Here is a 19,837-nt window from a genome sequence, read left to right as displayed (position 1 = left end):
ACATTCGCTGGAAATGCTCTGGCCATGCTTTAGGATGAAAGGCTCGGGACTGCATCCATCTGCCTCCCGGACGGATGCGGTCCCCTGATATCCGATGAACGAAGGCAAAGGAAAAAAGTGTCTGCGCGAGCTTGCCGTGGCCGTTCCGGCGGTTCTGCTGGCAGTCATCGCGGGATTGATCGTCGTTGATGTCGTCGGACGTCCGGACCGCACAATGCCGGACGCGTCGGCCGTTGGTCCGGAAATGATCGTTATCGCTCCTCGTACCATGACGTATCGGGCCGATGGCGACTTTCAGAAGAACAATTACCCCGTTGACGCCCCATTGACGACCCGCAAGCTGCAGCGGGCATTCGAGATCATGAAGTATCAGGTCAGCACATCTGACTATGAGCGCTGCGTCGCCGACGGCGACTGCCAGTCTGCCGAGGCCCTGCCGCACAATCACGACGCATCCGATGCAGAGGGTCCGATCGTTGGCGTCAGCTATGATGATGCGCAAAATTATGCCGACTGGCTTTCACGCAAAACCGGCGAAATCTGGCATCTGCCGACAGACGAGCAATGGGCATTCGCTGCTGGCTCGCGCTTTCCCGACGACGCCCTTGGCATTGAGGACGATGCTGCGGCCAATCCGGCAATCCGCTGGCTGAGAGACTACGAAAAACAAAGCGCTCGCAAGCTGGACAGGAGCCCGACCAGACGCCCCGCCGGCGCTTTCGGTATCAACGAGCTGGGCGTGGCCGATATCGCAGGCAATGTGTGGGAATGGACGCAGACCTGCCACCGCCGCGTCAATATCGATGCCTACGGCAAGCAGGCCGCGGAAGTGCCATCGTGCGGCGTTTATGTCGTCAATGGCAAGCACCGCGCTGCGATGAGCTCTTTCATTCGCAACCCGAAAACCGGAGGATGCAGCGTCGGCGTTCCACCCGACAATCTCGGTTTCCGGCTGGTCCGAGACAACCGCTGGTATGCTGTGGTATGGAAGCGCATCCAGAACATCGGCGCATGAGGGATTAATTGTGAATGCCCGATCCCCGGCTCCGAAAACAATTCCAAGCCCGCCTTGCTGTGCTAAGGTAGATACAGGGTCTTGGAGTGTGAGAAACGCAATGTCCTTGATAGATCGCGGACTAGTCAGGAAACTGTCCTTGTTCGCCAAAATGAGTGATGGCGAACTCGATAAGCTTGTTTCGTATGCAACTACAAAGCGCGTTCCTCCGGGAGAGGCGATTTTCGAGCAAGGCGACGATGCCGTTCTTTTCTACCTCCTCCTGCACGGGCGGTTGAAGGTCAATCAGATCACCCCGGACGGACAGCAGATCATCGTCCGCATGGTGCATCCGGGGGACCTTTTCGGCTTTGCCCGAGCCTTGCAGAGAAGCGATTATCCCGGCACAGCGATTGCCGTGGCGGAAAGCATCGTACTGGCCTGGCCAACCGAGCTTTGGGATTATTTTGTCGAGCAGAATCCCGGTCTGGCAATGAATGCGATCCAGACAATCGGCAAAAGGCTGGAAGAAGCCCACACGCGTATCCGTGAGATGTCGACGGAAGAAGTGGAACGGCGTGTCGCGCACACCGTTCTGCGCCTCGCCCGTCAGGCTGGCCGGAAAGAAGATGACGGCATCCGGATCGATTTTCCAATCACCAAACAGGATATCGCCGAGATGACCGGAACGACACTGCATACAGTGTCGCGCATTCTCACCGGCTGGGAAGCGCAAGGATTTGTTCGGGGCGGCCGCCAGAAACTGACCGTACTCAATATGTCAGGTGTGAGACGGCTTGCCGACGGCGAACGGTAGAACAGCCGGAAACACGGTATGCCGAACGAAAGACGCCCGGCATATCGCCTTCGTCTCATCCAAAAACTTCCCGCTCCTCGGATTTCGCTGCCAGCAGCGCCTCTATCATCAGTTTTTCCGACAGGATGTGGCGGCGTACGCTCTCCATAAAGCCACGCACCATGTATGAAATGGTGTCGGAAGCAAGACGGCAACGACCGTCTGCAATTGCCATCAAAGTCTGTGACAATTCCTCGGCGGCCAGCCGGTCACAACGATGTTCCGCCTTCAGGCGTTCAATGATGGCGTTGGCGAAATGGGAATGAGCCTGCCGACTGAAATCTGGAAACAGAACTTCTTCTTCAAGCGCATGGGTTTCACCAACAAGACGCGGAATGAGCGTTGATATCCGCCGGTACTCCTGCACAGAGGTGCCGGTCTCGAGATCCTCAGCGATTTCCTCCAACCGCAGACACAGTTCCAGCAGATCATGATGGTGGGCCTCGAGGCGGCTGATATCGGTCGCGTGCAAGACTGACGGCGCGTCCATAATTCTTCCCTCTACCTACTGACCAAGGAAAAGAACGGCTGCAATCACGATGGAAGCCGCAACGGCGGAGAGCGTGCCCGCGCCCTGTAAAGCGCCCATACGATAAAGAACCAGTGAAAAGCCGATGATCGCCGGTGTTGCGACCATGAGCCCGATCTGTGCATCCGTCATTGAAATTTCCTTTTCTATGGCGAGGATACAATGTCGTCGTCAGTGCATTTCTTCTTTGCCAAAACGCAAAGAAGGCCTGAACTGCGGGCGCTAGGCATGTTCCATGTCTGGAACCGAAGATTTGGCCATAACTGCAATCAACGCGGAGGATCGCGCGGAAGATGATCTTCTGCTCTGGATCCTCGTGTGGAGCGAACTCGTTGCCTTCGCAATCCTGCTGATTGCGTTCATGGTGATGTCGGCCATCAATGTGGAAGGCGTTGCGCAGTTGCGCGCGCATCTCAGCCCCGGCCTCGCTGCAGCCAACACCGTTGTGCTGCTGATGAGCGGCTGGCAGGCGGCAATTGCCGTGCGCAGACGTCACAATGCTAGTCAGGCTCGCCGTCCGCTTTTATATGCCGCCCTTTTCGGCCTCGTTTTTGTAGCAATCAAGCTCGTCGAATATTCGCATGAAATCCAGTTTGCTGGTGATGAAGCAACTGGTTCGTTCTTCGAGCTTTATTTTCTCCTGACCGGTTTTCACCTCATGCATGTGCTGTTCGGATCGATCATTCTGGCGCTGGTCGCATGGCGACCATCTGCTTCCAATGTTCTGCTGATCACGACGCTCTGGCACGCGATTGATCTCGTCTGGCTGGTGATGTTTCCTGTCCTTTATCTTGCCTGAGGCCCGCAGTGTCCGATCGTGACCATTCATCCCTGACCCGTACATTCGTCGTTCTGATCATTCTCGCTATGAGCGGTGCATTTATCGCAGGCACCAGCGCCGGGATGCTCGCAGCTATCGTCATTGTACTGATCCTCGCTTTTGCCAAAGGCTGGTTCGTCATCCTCGACTTCATGGAAATGCGCGGAACCGACGGCACATTGAAGCCTGCCTTGCTGGCTTGGCCCGCCGTTCTGCTCACACTGGCACTGGTGCGTTCTGTCGCAGTGCGCTTCCTCCTCTGAGCAGCACGCTATCTCTTTGTTTTTACGTATTATCCGACGCAAAGCCGCTTCGCACTTTCGGCTCGGAAATGCTCCGGTCTTTGCCAAATCGCAAAGAAGGCTTTCCTCCGACCGATAGAACAGTCCTGTCCCGTGATGCTGGCGAGGGGATTGACCAGCCGCACTATCGACGGGGGATTTGATGCCGAGGCTCCGCCTTCGGCCAATGAAAGGACGAAGGGGATGGCAGAACGCCTAACCAAGACCGGCGCACGAAACGTCTTCTACGGCGGGTCTATTTTCTTTTTCGCGATCTTCGTGGGGCTGACGGCGCACAGCCATTACTACATGAAAACCACCTCCACGGATGAATCGACGCTGACCGATGCGGTCGCGCGCGGCAAGCACATCTGGGAGAAAAACTCCTGCATCAATTGCCACACACTGCTTGGCGAAGGCGCATATTTTGCACCCGAGCTTGGCAATGTCTGGAAGCGCTGGGGTGGCGAAGAAGATCCGGAAGGCGCACGCGAGACGATGAAAGCCTGGATGCAGGCGCAGCCCACGGGGATAGAAGGGCGTCGCCAGATGCCCCAGTTCAACCTGAGCGAACAGGAACTCAACGATCTGGCTGATTTCCTCGAATGGACGAGTCGCATCAAGACGCAGAACTGGCCGCCCAACGAGGCAGGCTGAGCGCGGGATGAACGGAGTTTTATGATATGAAATATGAAAGCCAAAAGGTCGCGATGCTCTATTTTTATGGAGCGCTCGTGCTGTTCATCGCGCAGGTCGCATTCGGTGTTCTCGCCGGTACGATCTATGTTCTGCCCAATACGCTGTCAGAGCTGTTGCCCTTCAACATCGTTCGCATGATCCACACCAATGCACTGGTCGTCTGGCTGCTGATGGGCTTCATGGGTTCGACCTATTATCTTCTGCCGGAAGAAACGGAAACCGAGCTTTACAGCACCAAACTCGCCGTCATCCAGTTCTGGCTGTTCTTCGTGGCGGCCGGTGTCGCCGTTGTCGGCTATCTGTTCCATATTCACGAGGGGCGTGAATTTCTCGAACAGCCATTCATCATCAAGGTCGGCATCGTCGTCGTCTGCCTGATCTTCCTGTTCAATATCACGTTGACGGCGCTCAAGGGCCGCAAGACGACCGTGACCAACATCCTTCTGTTCGGTCTGTGGGGCCTTGCCCTGTTCTTCCTGTTCGCCTTCTACAATCCGATCAATCTCGCACTCGACAAGCTCTACTGGTGGTATGTCATCCATTTGTGGGTTGAAGGCGTGTGGGAACTCATCATGGCGTCGATCCTCGCCTTCCTGATGATCAAGCTGAACGGCATCGACCGTGAAGTCGTCGAAAAATGGCTCTATGTCATCGTCGGTCTGGCGCTGTTCTCCGGCATTCTCGGAACAGGTCACCACTATTACTGGATCGGTGCGCCGGGCTACTGGCAGTGGATCGGTTCGCTGTTCTCGACACTGGAAGTCGCTCCGTTCTTCACCATGGTCATCTTCACCTTCGTGATGACATGGAAGGCCGGTCGCAAACATCCAAACCGTGCAGCCCTTCTCTGGTCCATCGGTTGCTCGGTGATGGCCTTCTTCGGTGCGGGCGTATGGGGCTTCCTGCACACGCTGTCGTCGGTCAACTATTACACCCACGGCACGCAGCTTACCGCCGCCCACGGACACCTCGCCTTCTTCGGTGCCTATGTCATGCTCAATCTCGCAGTCATGGCCTATGCGATCCCGGAACTGCGCGGACGGGCGCCATACAATCAGATGCTCTCCATGGTGAGCTTCTGGGCCATGTGCACGGCCATGTCCGTGATGACCTTTGCACTGACCTTCGCAGGTGTTGTCCAGACCCACCTGCAGCGTGTTCTGGGTGAAAGCTTCATGGTCGTGCAGGACCAGCTGGCGCTGTTCTACTGGATCCGTCTCGGCTCAGGCGTCGTCGTGGTGATCTCGGCCTTCATGTTCATCTGGGCCGTCTTGGTTCCGGGCAAGGAACGCCGCGAAAATACCTCCGGCTTCGTACAACCCGCTGAATGATCGACACCAAGCCCCGCCATCAGGCGGGGCTTCATTGCCTGATACAAAGGAAAACGGCCATGAACCCCATTCTCAGAAATGTAGAAAATGCCAATGTCTCGATCCCACCATACAGCCCGTCCGGCAATGAATGCACGCTCTTCGAAATGGCCTGGACGCGCAAGCTGCCACTGCTTCTCAAAGGACCGACCGGCTGCGGCAAGACGCGGTTTGTAAGCCATATGGCCGCAAAACTCGGCCTGCCGCTTTCTACGGTTTCCTGCCATGACGATCTGGCGGCTGCTGATCTGACCGGGCGCTATCTGCTGAAAGGTGGCGATACAATATGGGTCGACGGTCCGCTGACCCGCGCAGTGCGTGAAGGCGGTATCTGCTATCTCGATGAGATTGTCGAGGCGCGCAAGGATGTGGCCGTGGTTCTGCACCCACTGACTGACGACCGCCGTCTTCTTCCATTGGAACGTACCGGCGAGTTGCTTGAAGCACCAGACCGCTTCATGCTCGTCGTATCTTATAATCCGGGTTACCAGAACCTGTTGAAATCACTGAAGCCGAGCACGCGCCAGCGCTTCGTCGCCATTGAATTCGACTTCCTGCCCAAGGAACAGGAAATCGCGGTAGTGAGCGAAGAGAGCGGCCTCGCGGCTCAAAAGGTTGCGCCACTGGTGGCGTTGGCTCACCGGCTGCGCGGGCTGAAAGGCCATGATCTGGAAGAAGGCGTTTCAACCCGTCTGCTGGTCTACTGCGCCACGCTGATCGACGCCGGCATGTCGCAACGCGAAGCGGCGCGTGCCGCGATGATCGAGCCGCTGACCGATGAACCTGACGTGAAAGCCGCTTTGATTGAAGTTGCCGATGCAATGCTGAAATAGGCGGGCATATCATGCTGGATTTTCTGGAACTGGAGGAAACCGTTGGCCGGGCCTGGCACCGCCTGATCGGCAAGACCGGATCGTGGTCGCATTATCCCCAGCACGCCGTGCAGCTTGGCGATATTCGCCAGAAGCTCGCCATCTGCTTTCGTGGTTTTGGTGGCGATGTTGCCGTACAGATTGCCCCGGCCCGTGCGCGAACCTCAGGGCACAGGCTGGGCTTGCGGCAGCGCATGGCTCTGGGCGAAGAGAAACTTAGTCAGCCGTTGCGGGATGAAGCGACATTGATGCTGCCGCCCGAAATTGCGCTCTTTCCAGATCAAACGCTCAATTACGATCTCTATGTCTGGCTCACGGGCTATATGGCGGTTATGCCGACTGAAGTGGGCGAGCTTCCGCATGACCCATTGCGCCGTAATCTTGCAGCGCTTGCAGTGGCATCGGATACGGTTGCGAAGACTTGCCGGATATTTCCGGGCCTGCAGAAACGTTATGCGCGATTGTGCGAAGCGGTGTTGGCTGTGCGCCCCAAACGTCCGCTCTATGGTCTGGAGCAACAAGTGGAGGAGCGCATTCTGGCGCTTCTGAAACAAGGCGCAGGACTGCCGGACGACAGTCTCCCTACGATCTTTCCGCATTGCGCACCCGCGAGCTATCTGCCCGCCCTGCCCGTCCCGCTCTGGCCGGAGTTGATCAGACGCGAAGAGACCGCGCCGCGCGATAACGATGACCAGCCAGTGCTGAACAGCAAGGCGGACGGTGTCGAAACCGGACGGCAGATTGCCAACCGCGAGAAGCAGAATCCGAGGCTGGCCGACAGAAGCCCGTTCATTCTCAATCGCTTTGAGAAAATCCTTGCCATGGCGGAGATGGTGAGCGTCGACAGGCCAACGGACGATAGCGACGAGCAGAATGCAAAATCTGCAGACGAGCTTGACGATCTTACATTGGGCGAACGCAAGGGCAGACCTGCGGCCCGTTTCCGTTTCGATCTCGATCTGCCGCCAGAAGCGGTCGATCGAACGGCTCTCGCCGCCAAACTGACCTATCCGGAATGGGATTACCGCAAGGCAACCTATCTTCCCGACCATTGCAGTGTTCTGGCAGCACCAGCGCAGGACCGTGAAGAAGCGCTGGAACTGGATGATGAAGCGCAAAGCCTTGTGCGCCGGGTTCGCCGCCAGTTCGAGATCCTGCGGCCAGGCCGCGAATTGATGCGTGCGCAGCGCGATGGCAACGATCTCGATCTCGATGCCGTGGTCCGTTCACGATGCGATTTTGCCGCCGGAGGACAGGGCAGCGACCACGTGCACCTGATGAGCCGACCCAAGGCAAACGACCTTGCCGTCACCATTCTGGTCGATGTGTCGCTATCCACCGATGCGTGGATCGATAATCGGCGTGTGCTGGATGTGGAAAAGGAGGCGCTTCTGGTTCTGGCCAATGGCATTGCTGCCTGTGGCGACCGCTGTTCCATCCAGACCTTTACCTCGCGCCGTCGTTCATGGGTGCGGGTCGAAACGGTAAAGGACTTCGACGAAACTTTCGGTTCTGCCGTAGAACACCGGATTGCGGCGTTGAAGCCCGGTTTCTACACGCGCATGGGAGCCGCCATCCGTCACGCAACAGCAAAACTTGCCGAACAGCCCAACAGAAAGAAGCTTCTGCTGGTCCTGACGGACGGCAAACCGAACGATGTTGACCATTATGAAGGCCGGTTCGCACTCGAAGACAGTCGCAGGGCCGTTGCTGAAGCACGCACAACAGGCGTCAACGTCTTTGCCGTGACCGTTGATCGGGAGGCGAATGCATACCTTCCCACGCTTTTCGGCCGTAGAAACTACGCTCTTGTCGCCAAACTGTCGAAACTGCCTGTCGCTCTACCGGCAATCTATCGAATGATGACCGGATGAGTAATCGTCACGGACAGCATTTCAAGTCAGTGAACAGGGCATGTAACTTGCCGGTGTCTTTGACACCTTGAGTACCGAAGCAGGCCAACCCGCCGCCAGTGATCAATGGCGACGGGTCCGAGAAGCGATTAAAGAGACGTCGCCTACAGGCTGTTCACCAGACGGTGCGAGACGTTTTTCACGACCGTATAATGATGCAGTCCTTCGGCGCCGCCTTCGCGGCCAAGTCCGCTATCCTTGACACCACCAAATGGCGTCTCGGCAACAGAAGCCTCAAGCGTGTTGATGGAGACGTTTCCAGCTTCCAGCCCCGTCATCAGACGGTCCACATTTTCCGCTGAGTTTGCGAAACCATATGCCGCCAGACCAAACGGAAGCGAATTCGCCTTTTCAATAGCCGCATCAAGAGAGGCAACCGGATTGATCAGCGCCAGCGGACCAAATGGCTCCTCCGACATCGCGCGGGCATCGTCCGGCAGTTCAGCCAGAGCCGTTGGCGGGAAGAAATAGCCATTGTTCTTCAGGCGACGACCACCGAAAAGCAGTTTCGCACCTTTCGCTTCTGCATCGCTGACCAGCTCTTCGAGAGCCATGACGCGGCGATCATTGGCGACCGGGCCCATCTGGACCCCCTCATCCATGCCGTTACCCACACGGATCGATTGCGCCGTTTCGATAAAGGCTGCAGTGAAACGTTCATAATGGCTTTCATGAACGAAGAAGCGCGTCGGCGAGGTGCATACCTGACCCGAATTGCGGTATTTGCGGCGCGCCGAGGCAATACCCGCAACGACCGGATCGGCATCCTCGCAAACGATGACAGGAGCGTGGCCGCCAAGTTCCATCAGCGCCGGTTTCATGTGGCGCGCAGCGATTTCGGTCAGGTGTTTGCCGACGGCAGTCGATCCGGTGAACGCAATCGCCCGGATTTCGGGGCGCGGGATAAGAAACTGCGAAATATCGGCAGGAACGCCGAAGACCAGATTCAGCACACCGTCCGGCAGGCCTGCATCCTCGAATGCACGCGCAATATGTGTCACCGCCGTCGGTGTTTCCTCGGAAGCTTTCAGGATAATGGAGCAACCGGCAGCCAGAGCACCCGCAATCTTGCGTGCTGGCTGGCTCATCGGGAAATTCCACGGCGCAAACGCTGCGACCGGACCGATTGGCTCGTGCACGACGATATAGCGAATGCCGGGCGCGCTCGGAATGACGCGGCCATAGAAACGAATGCACTCGCCAGCATCCCATTCGAAGAATTCGCAGCCGCGAATAACCTCAAGCCGGGCTTCGCTGATCGGTTTCCCGTTTTCCAGCGTAATCGCGCGTGCGATCTCTTCCTGCCGCTCGCGCATGAGCGCCGAGGCCTTCATGATGATCGCAGCACGGGCCGCAGGCGCAGTGTTGCGCCAGACCTGATAACCGTCCCACGCCGCCTGAAGTGCCGCCTCCAGATCCTCGCGTTCCGCGACCGCAACCTGCCCGATTTCAGTCTCGTCTGCGGGATTGATGATGGGAAGCGTATTGGCGGTCTTGCGCCATTCACCACCTATGAAAAGCTGCACGTCGGATTTTTGCATCAGAAAGCCTCTGCAATCTAAAAATTCGGGCCACGCCCAGATCATCGTTACGGTCAGAATGGGATGTTTTAATTCATGCGACAATTCATCTTAAAACCATATATCCATGAGGATAACCGCATGAATTAGTATAAAGCTGGCAAGTTTTGCCCGCGCGAAACCACCAGCCGCACTTCGCTACGCGACCGTACAATTTCTTTTCGAAAGCCGATCAGAGCATTGATCTGATCGAATCAGATCGGTGCTCCAAATGTTTGCTTTGAACCGCGCATCTTTTCCGAAACCCGTTTCACACTTTTCGGGATACGCTCTAACACTACAGTTGCAAATTCGTCAGGCCGTGGCGAAAAGAGTGATTTTCGAGTACCGGAGCGGAGCGTACTTAAAGGTACGTGAGCACCGGAACGCAGACAAATAGCTCTTTGCAGCCCGGCATCACGAAGAATGCAACTGTAGTGCTAACCGATGTTGCGAATACCGGTTAGCAGAGCCTGCGACATCTCGGTTTCGGACGAGCACCAGTCCATCAGAATATCGTAATGGTTCCGGTTTGCGACCTCGATGGTTCTCGCCTCTCCGCCTGCTGCAGCCCAGCTTTCGGCATAAGCGCGGGACTGACGCTTGAAACCGTCAGCCTCATGTTCTGCCCATGCCACGGCAATCGGACAACCGCGCACGGGAATGTGGCGGATCGGGCTGAGCTGATCGACATCGGCAGGCCCGAGATTCAGCCATTCCTGCGGAAAGGCTGCCGCCAGTGGTGCAAGCTCGAAAAGCCCGCTGACCGGCATGGCAAACTTCACAACATCCGACGGCAAACCGAAATCGTCCTGCCAGCCTTCTGCAACAAGCGCACCCGCAAGATGACCACCTGCCGAACTCCCCCCAACCGCTATCCGGTCGGGATCGAGACCATATCCCCGTCCATGACGCCAGACGAAGGCCAGAGCTGCGCGCACCTCCCGCGTAATTTCCGCAAGGGAGACTTCGGGCGCCAGACGATAATCGACGACAACGGTCGCAATACCTTCGGCCGCGAGCATCCCCGCCATCATGGCGGAATCTTCCTTTGATAGCGCGCGCCAGTAACCGCCGTGAACAAACACGAAGACCGGACACGGTCCACTCTGGGAAGGCGGGCCGAAAATATCGATCCGCTGTCCGCTTTCTTCATCATAGACGACGTCGAAATGCCGGCCCCAATCGGCCCGGGGCGCGATGCTTGCCTCGCGATAGCGCACCATTTCGGCGGCGAAGGCTTCCGGCGAAACGGTGGCCTTGGCATTGTAATCGCGATCAAGGCGGGCAGGCTCGAAGCCTGCTTCTTCAGTGAGCGCTATCATGCGTTGAACACGCTGATGACGTTAGCCACATTCGCAGGCTGTTCAAGCGTCGGGAAATGGGTCGTGCCCGGCAGCTTCCGAGGCTGGAACCACGGATTGCGCGCCGCAAAATCCACCTGTGCCTGCGTATATTCCGGCTCGAATGGCTGCGAATAGATATGGGTGACCGGACGGTTTTCGGCCATGGCCGCCATGCGCTGCATGGGGCTGCCCCATTTGCGATAAGCTTTGCCGATTTCCCGCCCCGAGCGGGCCCACATTTCATAGGAATAGCCCGCCATCTCGTTGTTCACGTGATTGACGATATCGGCGTTCTTCGTGTCGCCGATCCAGTAATCGAAGAAGCCTGCACGACCATTCTCCCAGACCTGCCGGTCCTGAATACCGTCGATCAGTTCGAAGAAGGTTTCGTTCGGCTGGTTCATGATCCAGTCAATAACAACCGATTTCGGCACGCGGCTTGATCCCAGCCGGTCAGTGACTTCGATATTGGCCCAGCCGCCATGAGAGGTCGAGACGGGAAGAAAGGTCTCAAGCTCCAGCGCGTCGACGAAAGCAACAAGATCGTCGGCTTGCTGGTTGATGTCGAAGTCGCCGTCATGGTCGCGATGGTCGCCGTGACCGCGCCAGTCGAAGCGGATGACGCGATGATTCTTCGCCAGTTCCGGCGCCAGTGTCTTGAACAGGCGGTGATCCTGACACCATCCGGAAAGCAGCACGATGGCCGGGCCGCTTCCGGTTTCATCCCAGGAAAAAACATTGTTGCCAATTTTCATCGAGTTCATAGAAATCTCCATCATCCGGCGTTTCAGGCAGCGCCTGTTGGAATATGCAAAGCGGTCTTCATGCGTTCGGCACCAAGCGGAGCGCATTTCCCGGTAATTCTCAGCACTTGCGAGCGCACATCGTCGGGCCAGTAATTCATGTCGCCCAGTCGCTCCGCAGTATCCTGCGTATGTTCGGTCAGTGGGCGTTCGCGCGCCTCCCAGACAGCCAGCGCTTCACTCACATCCGCATGTTCGTCCAGCGCAACCGCCAGCCCAAGCGCATTCATCAGAGCGCAACCACCACCTTGTCCGAGATAAGGCGGCATCGCATGAGCGCCATCACCGAGGATCGCCACCTGGCCCTTGCTCCATGATTTCAGCTTCAGGACTTCGAATGCATCCCACCGCCCCGCATCGCCGAAACGAGCGATCAAAGATGCAAGATGCGGGAAACTTTCGGTCCAGAGCGCGGTATCGACCGGTGTGCGATAGGCCGCCTCGTCTTCGACCGATGCGCAGAGTGCGATATAGAGATCGGTCTCGCTGGCGGGAGTATAAAGAATACGGCGCGAGCCGGAGAAATGCTCGATATAGCGCGGCAGATCTTCAACGGGAGCGTCTGCGCTATCACGCTTTATCATCATACGCACGGCACCATAGCCAAGCGGTTTGCGGTACATCATGAGATCGAGCGAATCCCTGACCTTGGAATTGATGCCATCCGCCCCGATGACCAGATCGGCGGCAAGGCGCTTACCATCGGCCAGCAGCAATTCACCTTCCGGTGTTGCCCCGACAGCTTCCGCGCCAGTGACGACTTCAACGCCCGCGCGACGCGCAGCATTGAGCAATGCCGTCAGCAATGTCTCACGCAGGATCGTTATAAGGCGCGCTGGTCCGTTGCCATTGATTGGAATCTCTTCCATCGTTTCATTGCGGTGATCGCGCGTATGGAATTCCGGTCCCTCATGAGCGCCGATCACGGCCTCGTCGTAAGCGCCGAGGGCCTTGAGCACATGCAGGCCATTGCTCCAGATATAAATCCCGGCGCCGAATGTGCGCAGATTGGGCGAGCGCTCATGCACCCTTACGCTCCATCCGCGTTGGGCGAGCGCTGTGGCAGAAGCCAGCCCCGCAATGCCTGCGCCAGCGATCTCCGCGTGACGTTTCGTCATTCCAATTCTCCTCAACCCATTTCGAAGAGAGATTTCCAAGTCCTGCCGACAAAGGAAAGTGAATTCTGACCGCGACAGATATGAGGAAATAGAATATCTGTGAGCGGACATATCCTTGAGGAGGCGATATGGCATTGCTCACCAATCATCTGACGATCCGGTATATCCGCATCATCGATGCGATCGAGGAGGAGCGCAGCATTGCGCGCGCTGCCGATCGGTTGAACGTTACCCAATCCGCCGTCACCAAGGCATTGCAGGAAATCGAAGCCCTGACCGGATTGCGGCTTTTCACGCGCACCAACAGGGGCGTTGTCCCGACCCATGCGGGTATGCAGCTGACCACAGATGCAAGACGTCTTCTGGCTCATCTGATGGTGGCCGAGCAAAATCTTGCCGATCTGCGCGACGGGACAGGCGGACGGCTGGCCATCGGGACCCTGCTTTCAGCGTCTGCCGATCTGCTTCCCAGAGCCATCGCCAAAGTCCGGCGCGACAATCGCCGCATCGTGGTCAAGGTCGTGACGGGAACGGATGATGTCTTGATGCCAGCATTGCGGGCGGGTGAGCTGGACATGGTGATAGGCCGCCTTTCCGAGCGGCATGAACCGGTCAATCTCGTGCAGGAAGTCCTGATTCCGGATAACGCCGTCGTCGTTGTGCGCCGCGACCATCCATTGACGTTGCGCCCCGCACTTCGCCTTCATGATCTGATCGAATGGGACTGGATTTTGCCGCCGAAGGAAACCAATCTCCGCCTCCAGATTGATCGCACATTCCGCGAGGAAGGCGTTCCGCCGCCTGCACAATCCGTCGAATCCGTCTCACCGCTCATCAATAGGGGCCTGCTTTTGCAGGCGGATTATATTTGCGTCATGCCCGCGCAGGTGGCGCGGATTGAAGAAGCGTCGGGACAGCTCGCCATCCTGCCGGTTCAACTTGGCGCGACTTCCGGCTTTCTGGGGATCACCACCCTTCCTGAGAGCAACCGTTCCGCCACGGCCGACCTGTTCATTCAGGTGCTTCGGGAAATTGCCCGGACAGGTTGAAGACAGGTTAAAGACAGGCTCCCTCCCACCCCGAACACACCCTTCTGATATTCCTGAGCCTCATAGCAGTGCGAAGAGTGTTCAGTTTACGGACTTCAAGTTTCAGCATGAAATGACCGGCAAGACCTCCTGTCCGGAACAGCGTTTTCAAGCGCGGGACAGAGAAAAGGTCGTGAAGGGCAATCAAGAGAGGAACTTTCATGCTCAAGCTTTCACTGCTTGGTGCTTCGGCACTCTGTCTATCTCTGGCCGGAACTGTCGCGGCTTTCGCCAAGGAACCCGTCACCATCGGCATGATCACAACCTTGTCCGGCCCTGCCGGTTATCTTGGGCAGGACATTCGGGACGGTTTCCAGCTCGCAATCGATCAGAATGGCGGTGAGCTGGGAGGCAAGCCGGTCGCGCTCAAGGTCGAGGATGACGGCCTCAAGCCAGGCAACGCCAAGCAGATTGCCGAAGCCATGTTGTCCGAACAGGGCGTAAAACTCTTTACCGGCATGGTCTTCGCCAATGTCGCCGGTGCGGCTCTGCCAGATATTCTCGACGAAGGCGGCATCTATATCAGCCCCAACACCGCCTCTGCCGAATTTGCAGGCAAGGAATGCCACCCGAACTATTTCGTCAGCTCCTGGCAGGATGACAGCCAGGGAGAAAGCGCTGGCGCGCTGGCGCAATCAATGGATTATCCTTCGGCATTCCTGATCGCGCCGAATTATCAGGCCGGGCGCGAGACGATGGATGCGTTCAAGCGCTTCTACAAGGGCAAGATCATCGGCGAAGTCTATACCCAGATGGACCAGACCGACTTTGCCGCTGAAATCGCGCAGATCCGTGCCGCAAAGCCAGCGATGGTCTATGAATTCGAACCGGGCGGCATGGGCATTGCGTTTCTGCAGCAATATCAGCAGTCAGGTCTGCTGAAAGAAATCCCGATGGTCGTCCATCCGGCATCGCTCGATCAGGTGATCGTCAATGTTGTCGGAAAGGCAGCAGACGGCGTACGGGTGACCAGCCACTGGAACGACGATTTCGACAATCCGGAAAACAAGAAATTCGTTGCCGCCTGGAAAGCGAAATTCGGGGATCGCCCGATCACCTATTATGCCGCACAAGGCTATGATGCCGCGCTGATGATGGGTGCCGGACTTGCTGGCGTCTCGGGTGACGAGATCGATGCCAAGACATTCCGCAAGGCATTGCTTTCCGCGCAAATTCCTTCCGTGCGCGGAGAATTCAAACTCGGACCGAACCAGCATCCCGTTCAGGATTGGTATGCGCTGGGTGTAGCCGAAGGCGCCAACGGCAAGCCTTATCTGAAGACCGAGAAGAAAGTCCTGACCGCACATGGCGATATCTATGCCGCACAATGCAAGATGGATGCGGAATAAAGCTTCCGAATAGAAAAAGCCCCGCTACTGCGGGGCTTTTCGTTAAGCAAGTGCATCAGATGACCGTCGTGGCGACACGGTTCTCGATCGCGCGCACAAGGTTGAGCGCGGTCATTTCAGACGATTTCGGGTTGGTCGCGAGCGGACCATTTTCAAAACGCAGATGCATCCGACCGAAATCGCCTTCGGCAATGATCTCATGCGTGTTGAGACGCGCTGCCGGGTCTGCAACCAATGTGACACGGGTACGATCAAGACCAATCCCCGCGAGTGAAGTAATCACCGCGACATTGGCATTTTGCGGAAAAGCATCGGCTGCCTTGCGGGCCGTATCCGTGAAGAAGACCGTGGCCTCACTGATTTCATCGAGCGGCACCAGCTGGGCGGCCTGCGTGCCTGCCCATGCTTTTGCAGGCTTGATGATGCGATGCTCGACACTTTCAATCGAAAGCCGGCTTGCGGCCGAAAGCGCATCAATGCCGCCCAGCGCACCGGGTGGGATAATAAGCTTCGCGCCGCTGGCCGCAGCCGCATCCTTCAGCCTTTGAAACAGGGCGTCGTCGACGAAAGCCGATGTCGATGAAATCGCAAAATCCATTCCGGCGCAAAGCGCCGCCTCGCCCCACGGCAAGACGCTGGGGCGACCTGCCGCCTCCACCACGAGACTTGCGCCGCTGGCTGCAAGCTCGGCAGGATTTTCAATAAGCACGGCACCCGCAGGCAATCCGTCACGGGATGCCGACCGGTCACGCACCGCCACCGCGCCGATCCTTACTGGACTTTTCCGCTCGGCGAGAAGGTCCGCAACCCGCTTGCCGATAGCGCCCCATCCAACGAGGACGATCGTCTCAGATACCGACATAAGCATGCACCTGCTCACGGTCGCGTTCGAGATCGGCACTCGTCCCGCGCCAGACCGTTCGGCCTTTCTCGACAATATAGTGGCGATCCGCCAACTTCTTCAAAACCGCGATATTCTTATCGATCAGAAGGATCGACTGACCCATTTCGCGCAATTGCATGATGCAATGCCAGATTTCCGTGCGAATGACGGGGGCAAGCCCTTCCGTCGCTTCATCGAGGATCAGAAGATGCGGGTTCGTCATCAATGCACGCCCGATGGCCAGCATCTGCTGTTCGCCACCTGAAAGCGTGCCCGCCGTCTGATCCGCCCTCTCCTGCATGCGCGGGAAAAGCGCATATATCTTGGCAAGATCCCATGGCGACTGTCGCTTGCAGCGGTTGGATGCGGTTGCGACCAGATTTTCCCGCACGGTCAATGTCGGGAAAATCTGTCGGCCCTCCGGCACAAGACCGACGCCAAGGCGTGCCACTTTTTCGGGGCTGTAGCTGGTCGTGTCGCGCCCCGCGATCTGGACCTGTCCCCCTTTTGGAGCGAGCAGACCCATCAATGTGCGTATGGTGGTGGTCTTGCCCATGCCGTTGCGGCCCATGAGGGTGACCAGTTCCCCTTCATTCACCTCCAGCGAGACGTCGAACAATACCTGCGAATGGCCATAGGCGGCCTGAAGTCCTTCGATTTTCAGCACAGTTCCTCCTCCCCGCCGAGATAGGCTTCCCGCACAGCTTCACTTGCCCGAATGTCTTCCACCGTACCTGTGAGGATGAGGCGACCATAGACCAGCACCGATATGCGGTCAGCGAGCGCAAACACCGCCTCCATATCGTGCTCGACGAGCAGCATCGAAACCTTGCCGCGCAGCCCCTGCAAAAGCTCGATCATTTCCTGGCTTTCGACATGGCCGAGACCAGCCATCGGTTCATCGAGGAGCAGAAGCTTCGGCTTTCCGGCCAGCGCCATCAGCAGTTCCAGCTGCTTGCGCCCACCACTCGACAGATCGCCTGCAAGCTTCTCCGGGTGATTGGCCAGACGGCTTCCGGCAAGGATTGCATCAACCTCACGCCAGATGGCGCTGCGGCCTTTCAGACTGTCGAGAATCCGGAAATTGTGCCCCTCGCGCGCCTGCACCGCCATCGCGATGTTCTGGCGCACACTCATGTCGTTCAGGAGCGTCGATATCTGGAACGTGCGTCCCAACCCGCGCCCGACACGCGTTGCTGCGGGTAGATCGGTGATATCTTCACCCATCAGGCTGATCGTCCCCGATGTGGGCGTCAGCTCACCACACAGCTGATTGATGAGCGTGGACTTGCCCGCTCCGTTCGGGCCGATCAGGGCATGGATATGCCCTTCCGTGACGTCGAGCGTCACATGATCCGTCGCGACCAGTCCGGCAAAGCGTTTCACCAGATCGCGGACCTGCAATATCGTCGTCATGCGGGCACCTCAACTTTCCGGTCTTTGCGAAACGGACGGCAAAGCGCGCGCCAGCCGCCGACAATGCCGCCCTTGGTTCCCAAAACAACGACGAGCAGAATGATGCCCATGGCAAGCTGCCAATGTTCAGTCCAGGAGGCGAGATAGGTCTGCAGGATCAGGAAGGCGGCTGCTCCCCAGATCGGCCCGAAGAACGTGCCGACCCCACCCAGAATGACCATCACCATCAACTCACCCGATTTGGTCCAGTGCAGCGTATCCGGGCTTGCAAAACGCATGAAGATGGTGAGAAGCGCGCCAGCCAGACCAGCGCCCATTCCGGCAAGGACAAAGCCGTAAAGCTTGTAGCGATAGGTTTCGATCCCCATGGCCGTCATGCGCCGCTCGCTCTGGCGAATGCCGGAAAGCACCGCGCCATAGGACGAATGGACAACCCGCCACAGGAAAGCGAAATACAGGATCATCGAAACGAGGATGACATAATACATCGTCGTCTTGTCACGCAGGCTGAGGCCGAAAAGATCATTTGCCCGGCGCACGATGATACCGTCTTCGCCGCCATAGGTTTTGAGCGAAACGAAGAGGAAGAACAGCATCTGGGCGAAGGCGAGCGTAATCATGATGAACTGCACGCCGGAAGTGCGCAGCGCCAGCGCACCGATGACCAGCGCGGCAAGACCTGCCACCAGCATTGCCGCCGGAACGGTGATCAGAAACTGGTCGGAACCCGGAATGAAGCCGAAAAGCAATGTCTCTTCGGCGTGGTGGAAATAAAGGATACCCACGACATAGGAGCCGATCCCGAAGAAGGCGGCATGACCGAAGGAAACCATCCCGCCATAGCCGAGGATCAGATTGAGGCTGGCCGCGGCGATGGCATAGATCATGATCCGGGTGACAAGGCTGGATGCAGCCGTCTGCCCCAGCGCTTCGGCCCCGAAGGGGAAAAGTGCAAGCGCCACGCAGCCGAGGAAAACAAACAAAATACGATATGACATGATTCAGGCTCCCACCGGAAAGAGGCCTCTCGGGCGGAACAGAAGAACGATGGCCATCAGCAGATAGATGCCCATGGACGCAATGCCCACGCCAAGCGCGTCAGCTTCGGCCCCGGCCATGAATTGACGCAGAATGGAAGGCAGAAAGGCGCGCAGGCAGGTATCGATGATACCGAGCGAAATACCGGCAATGAAGGCTCCCTTGATCGAGCCAACGCCGCCAATAACCACGACCACGAAGGTGGCAAGCAGGATTTGCTCGCCCATACCGACCTGAACGGCAAGGATCGGTCCGGTCATGAATCCTGCAAGACCCGCAAAAGCCGCACCAAGCGCAAACACCAGCGTATAGAGCAGACGGATATCCACGCCGAGCGCGCGGACCATATCGCGGTTGGTCGACCCTGCCCGAACCAGCATGCCGATGCGGGTGCGGTTGATGAGCAGATAAAGACCACCGGCAACCAGCAGGCCAGCCACAATGATGAGCAGCCGGAACGGCGGATAGCTCAGGCCTGAAAACAGTTCGATCGGCTGCGAGAGCGATGCAGGCAACTGCGTGAAAATCGGTTGGCGGCCAAAGATCAGCACGGTCAGCTCATTGAAAATCAGAATGAGCGAAAAAGTCGCCAGCACCTGATCCAGATGATCGCGCTGATAGAGCTTTCGCATGACGCCAAGCTCGATCACGATACCGGCAATCGTCGCGGCCAGAATAGCTGCGGGCAAGCCCAACCAGAAATTCCCGGTCTGCACGGCCACCCAGGTGCCGATGAAAGCGCCGATCATATAGAGCGAGCCATGAGCGAGGTTGATGACGCCCATGATCCCGAAGATCAGCGTCAGCCCTGCTGCCAGAAGGAACAACATGACGCCGTAGAGAAGGCCATTCAAAAGTTGCTCGAAGATGAGTGTCATTGGAGGAAACGACCTTCATGAGAAA

21 protein-coding genes are annotated in these 19,837 nt (G+C 57.5%); 10 read left to right on the top strand and 11 right to left on the bottom strand.

The genetic code is table 11. From position 1 onward, the window contains the following. The first annotated feature begins 94 nt into the window (after window positions 1-94). Complete coding sequence (locus tag LJ361_RS11580) at window positions 95-1,015, top strand: formylglycine-generating enzyme family protein (protein WP_264811559.1); 921 nt, start codon at window positions 95-97, stop codon at window positions 1,013-1,015. A 100-nt stretch (window positions 1,016-1,115) separates the two neighbouring features. After that, window positions 1,116-1,811, top strand: a complete 696-nt coding sequence (locus LJ361_RS11575; protein WP_010660612.1) for a Crp/Fnr family transcriptional regulator — start codon at window positions 1,116-1,118, stop codon at window positions 1,809-1,811. Window positions 1,812-1,866: 55 nt separating this feature from the next. On the opposite strand, the gene LJ361_RS11570 is transcribed toward LJ361_RS11575, so the two are convergent. Both LJ361_RS11570 and LJ361_RS11565 read right to left on the bottom strand, forming a co-directional pair. Beyond that, entirely contained in the window at window positions 1,867-2,340 is a 474-nt protein-coding gene (locus LJ361_RS11570) for a hemerythrin domain-containing protein (RefSeq protein WP_151607381.1), read from the bottom strand. Between the two features lie 15 nt (window positions 2,341-2,355). Next, window positions 2,356-2,511, bottom strand: coding sequence for a hypothetical protein (locus LJ361_RS11565; RefSeq protein ID WP_010660610.1), 156 nt, complete (start codon window positions 2,509-2,511; stop codon window positions 2,356-2,358). 103 nt (window positions 2,512-2,614) lie between these two features. On the opposite strand from LJ361_RS11565, the gene LJ361_RS11560 reads away from it, so the two are divergent. The 6 genes from LJ361_RS11560 to LJ361_RS11535 all read left to right on the top strand — a co-directional run bounded on the left by LJ361_RS11560 (window position 2,615) and on the right by LJ361_RS11535 (window position 8,295). Beyond that, on the top strand, window positions 2,615-3,178 hold the full coding sequence (locus tag LJ361_RS11560) for a cytochrome c oxidase subunit 3 family protein (RefSeq protein ID WP_010660609.1): 564 nt from the start codon (window positions 2,615-2,617) through the stop codon (window positions 3,176-3,178). Between the two features lie 68 nt (window positions 3,179-3,246). Continuing rightward, the gene (locus LJ361_RS11555) at window positions 3,247-3,462 is read left to right on the top strand and encodes a cytochrome C oxidase subunit IV family protein (protein WP_413775056.1); all 216 of its coding nucleotides are present in this window, start codon (window positions 3,247-3,249) and stop codon (window positions 3,460-3,462) included. Window positions 3,463-3,684: 222 nt separating this feature from the next. Further along, entirely contained in the window at window positions 3,685-4,137 is a 453-nt protein-coding gene (locus LJ361_RS11550; RefSeq protein WP_010660607.1) for a c-type cytochrome, read from the top strand. 26 nt (window positions 4,138-4,163) lie between these two features. Beyond that, window positions 4,164-5,510 carry a nitric-oxide reductase large subunit gene (locus tag LJ361_RS11545; RefSeq protein WP_010660606.1) on the top strand — a complete coding sequence of 449 codons (1,347 nt, stop codon included), beginning with the start codon at window positions 4,164-4,166 and terminating at the stop codon, window positions 5,508-5,510. Between the two features lie 59 nt (window positions 5,511-5,569). Then, complete coding sequence (locus LJ361_RS11540) at window positions 5,570-6,382, top strand: CbbQ/NirQ/NorQ/GpvN family protein (RefSeq protein ID WP_010660605.1); 813 nt, start codon at window positions 5,570-5,572, stop codon at window positions 6,380-6,382. Between the two features lie 11 nt (window positions 6,383-6,393). Continuing rightward, the gene (locus LJ361_RS11535; RefSeq protein WP_264811556.1) at window positions 6,394-8,295 is read left to right on the top strand and encodes a nitric oxide reductase activation protein NorD; all 1,902 of its coding nucleotides are present in this window, start codon (window positions 6,394-6,396) and stop codon (window positions 8,293-8,295) included. A 143-nt stretch (window positions 8,296-8,438) separates the two neighbouring features. Here the strand turns inward: LJ361_RS11535 and LJ361_RS11530 are convergent, their stop codons facing one another. The 4 genes from LJ361_RS11530 to LJ361_RS11515 form a co-directional block, all read right to left on the bottom strand. Further along, window positions 8,439-9,875, bottom strand: coding sequence for an NAD-dependent succinate-semialdehyde dehydrogenase (locus LJ361_RS11530; RefSeq protein ID WP_151576772.1), 1,437 nt, complete (start codon window positions 9,873-9,875; stop codon window positions 8,439-8,441). A gap of 458 nt (window positions 9,876-10,333) precedes the next feature. After that, complete coding sequence (locus tag LJ361_RS11525; protein ID WP_151665154.1) at window positions 10,334-11,218, bottom strand: alpha/beta hydrolase; 885 nt, start codon at window positions 11,216-11,218, stop codon at window positions 10,334-10,336. After that, on the bottom strand, window positions 11,215-12,003 hold the full coding sequence (locus LJ361_RS11520; protein WP_151607376.1) for an alpha/beta hydrolase: 789 nt from the start codon (window positions 12,001-12,003) through the stop codon (window positions 11,215-11,217). The genes LJ361_RS11525 and LJ361_RS11520 overlap by 4 nt, the downstream gene beginning before the upstream one ends. A gap of 23 nt (window positions 12,004-12,026) precedes the next feature. Further along, a complete protein-coding gene (locus LJ361_RS11515; protein WP_264811554.1) occupies window positions 12,027-13,160 on the bottom strand; it encodes an FAD-dependent oxidoreductase in 1,134 nt (377 codons plus the stop codon). A gap of 128 nt (window positions 13,161-13,288) precedes the next feature. On the opposite strand from LJ361_RS11515, the gene LJ361_RS11510 reads away from it, so the two are divergent. Together LJ361_RS11510 and LJ361_RS11505 are read left to right on the top strand one after the other, a co-directional pair. Next, a complete protein-coding gene (locus LJ361_RS11510; protein ID WP_010660599.1) occupies window positions 13,289-14,209 on the top strand; it encodes a LysR substrate-binding domain-containing protein in 921 nt (306 codons plus the stop codon). A gap of 200 nt (window positions 14,210-14,409) precedes the next feature. After that, window positions 14,410-15,597, top strand: coding sequence for an ABC transporter substrate-binding protein (locus tag LJ361_RS11505; RefSeq protein ID WP_029928735.1), 1,188 nt, complete (start codon window positions 14,410-14,412; stop codon window positions 15,595-15,597). A 55-nt stretch (window positions 15,598-15,652) separates the two neighbouring features. On the opposite strand, the gene LJ361_RS11500 is transcribed toward LJ361_RS11505, so the two are convergent. The 5 genes from LJ361_RS11500 to LJ361_RS11480 are packed head-to-tail and all read right to left on the bottom strand — an operon-like array spanning window position 15,653 to window position 19,812. Next, window positions 15,653-16,459 (bottom strand): aspartate dehydrogenase, encoded by an 807-nt coding sequence (locus LJ361_RS11500; protein WP_264811553.1) that lies wholly within the window; start codon window positions 16,457-16,459, stop codon window positions 15,653-15,655. Continuing rightward, entirely contained in the window at window positions 16,446-17,147 is a 702-nt protein-coding gene (locus LJ361_RS11495; protein ID WP_012093676.1) for an ABC transporter ATP-binding protein, read from the bottom strand. Before LJ361_RS11495 ends, LJ361_RS11500 begins: the two co-directional genes overlap by 14 nt. Then, a complete protein-coding gene (locus LJ361_RS11490; RefSeq protein ID WP_010660594.1) occupies window positions 17,141-17,896 on the bottom strand; it encodes an ABC transporter ATP-binding protein in 756 nt (251 codons plus the stop codon). The genes LJ361_RS11495 and LJ361_RS11490 overlap by 7 nt, the downstream gene beginning before the upstream one ends. Next, window positions 17,893-18,894 carry a branched-chain amino acid ABC transporter permease gene (locus LJ361_RS11485; RefSeq protein ID WP_264811552.1) on the bottom strand — a complete coding sequence of 334 codons (1,002 nt, stop codon included), beginning with the start codon at window positions 18,892-18,894 and terminating at the stop codon, window positions 17,893-17,895. The genes LJ361_RS11490 and LJ361_RS11485 overlap by 4 nt, the downstream gene beginning before the upstream one ends. Window positions 18,895-18,897: 3 nt before the next feature. Beyond that, window positions 18,898-19,812 (bottom strand): branched-chain amino acid ABC transporter permease, encoded by a 915-nt coding sequence (locus LJ361_RS11480; protein WP_010660592.1) that lies wholly within the window; start codon window positions 19,810-19,812, stop codon window positions 18,898-18,900. Window positions 19,813-19,837 lie beyond the last annotated feature (25 nt).

The organism is Brucella sp. JSBI001 (genome assembly GCF_026014005.1).
GTDB lineage: Bacteria > Pseudomonadota > Alphaproteobacteria > Rhizobiales > Rhizobiaceae > Brucella > Brucella anthropi.
The sequence above is the reverse complement of the archived record's forward strand: the minus strand, read 5'-3'. Positions and strand labels throughout refer to the sequence as shown.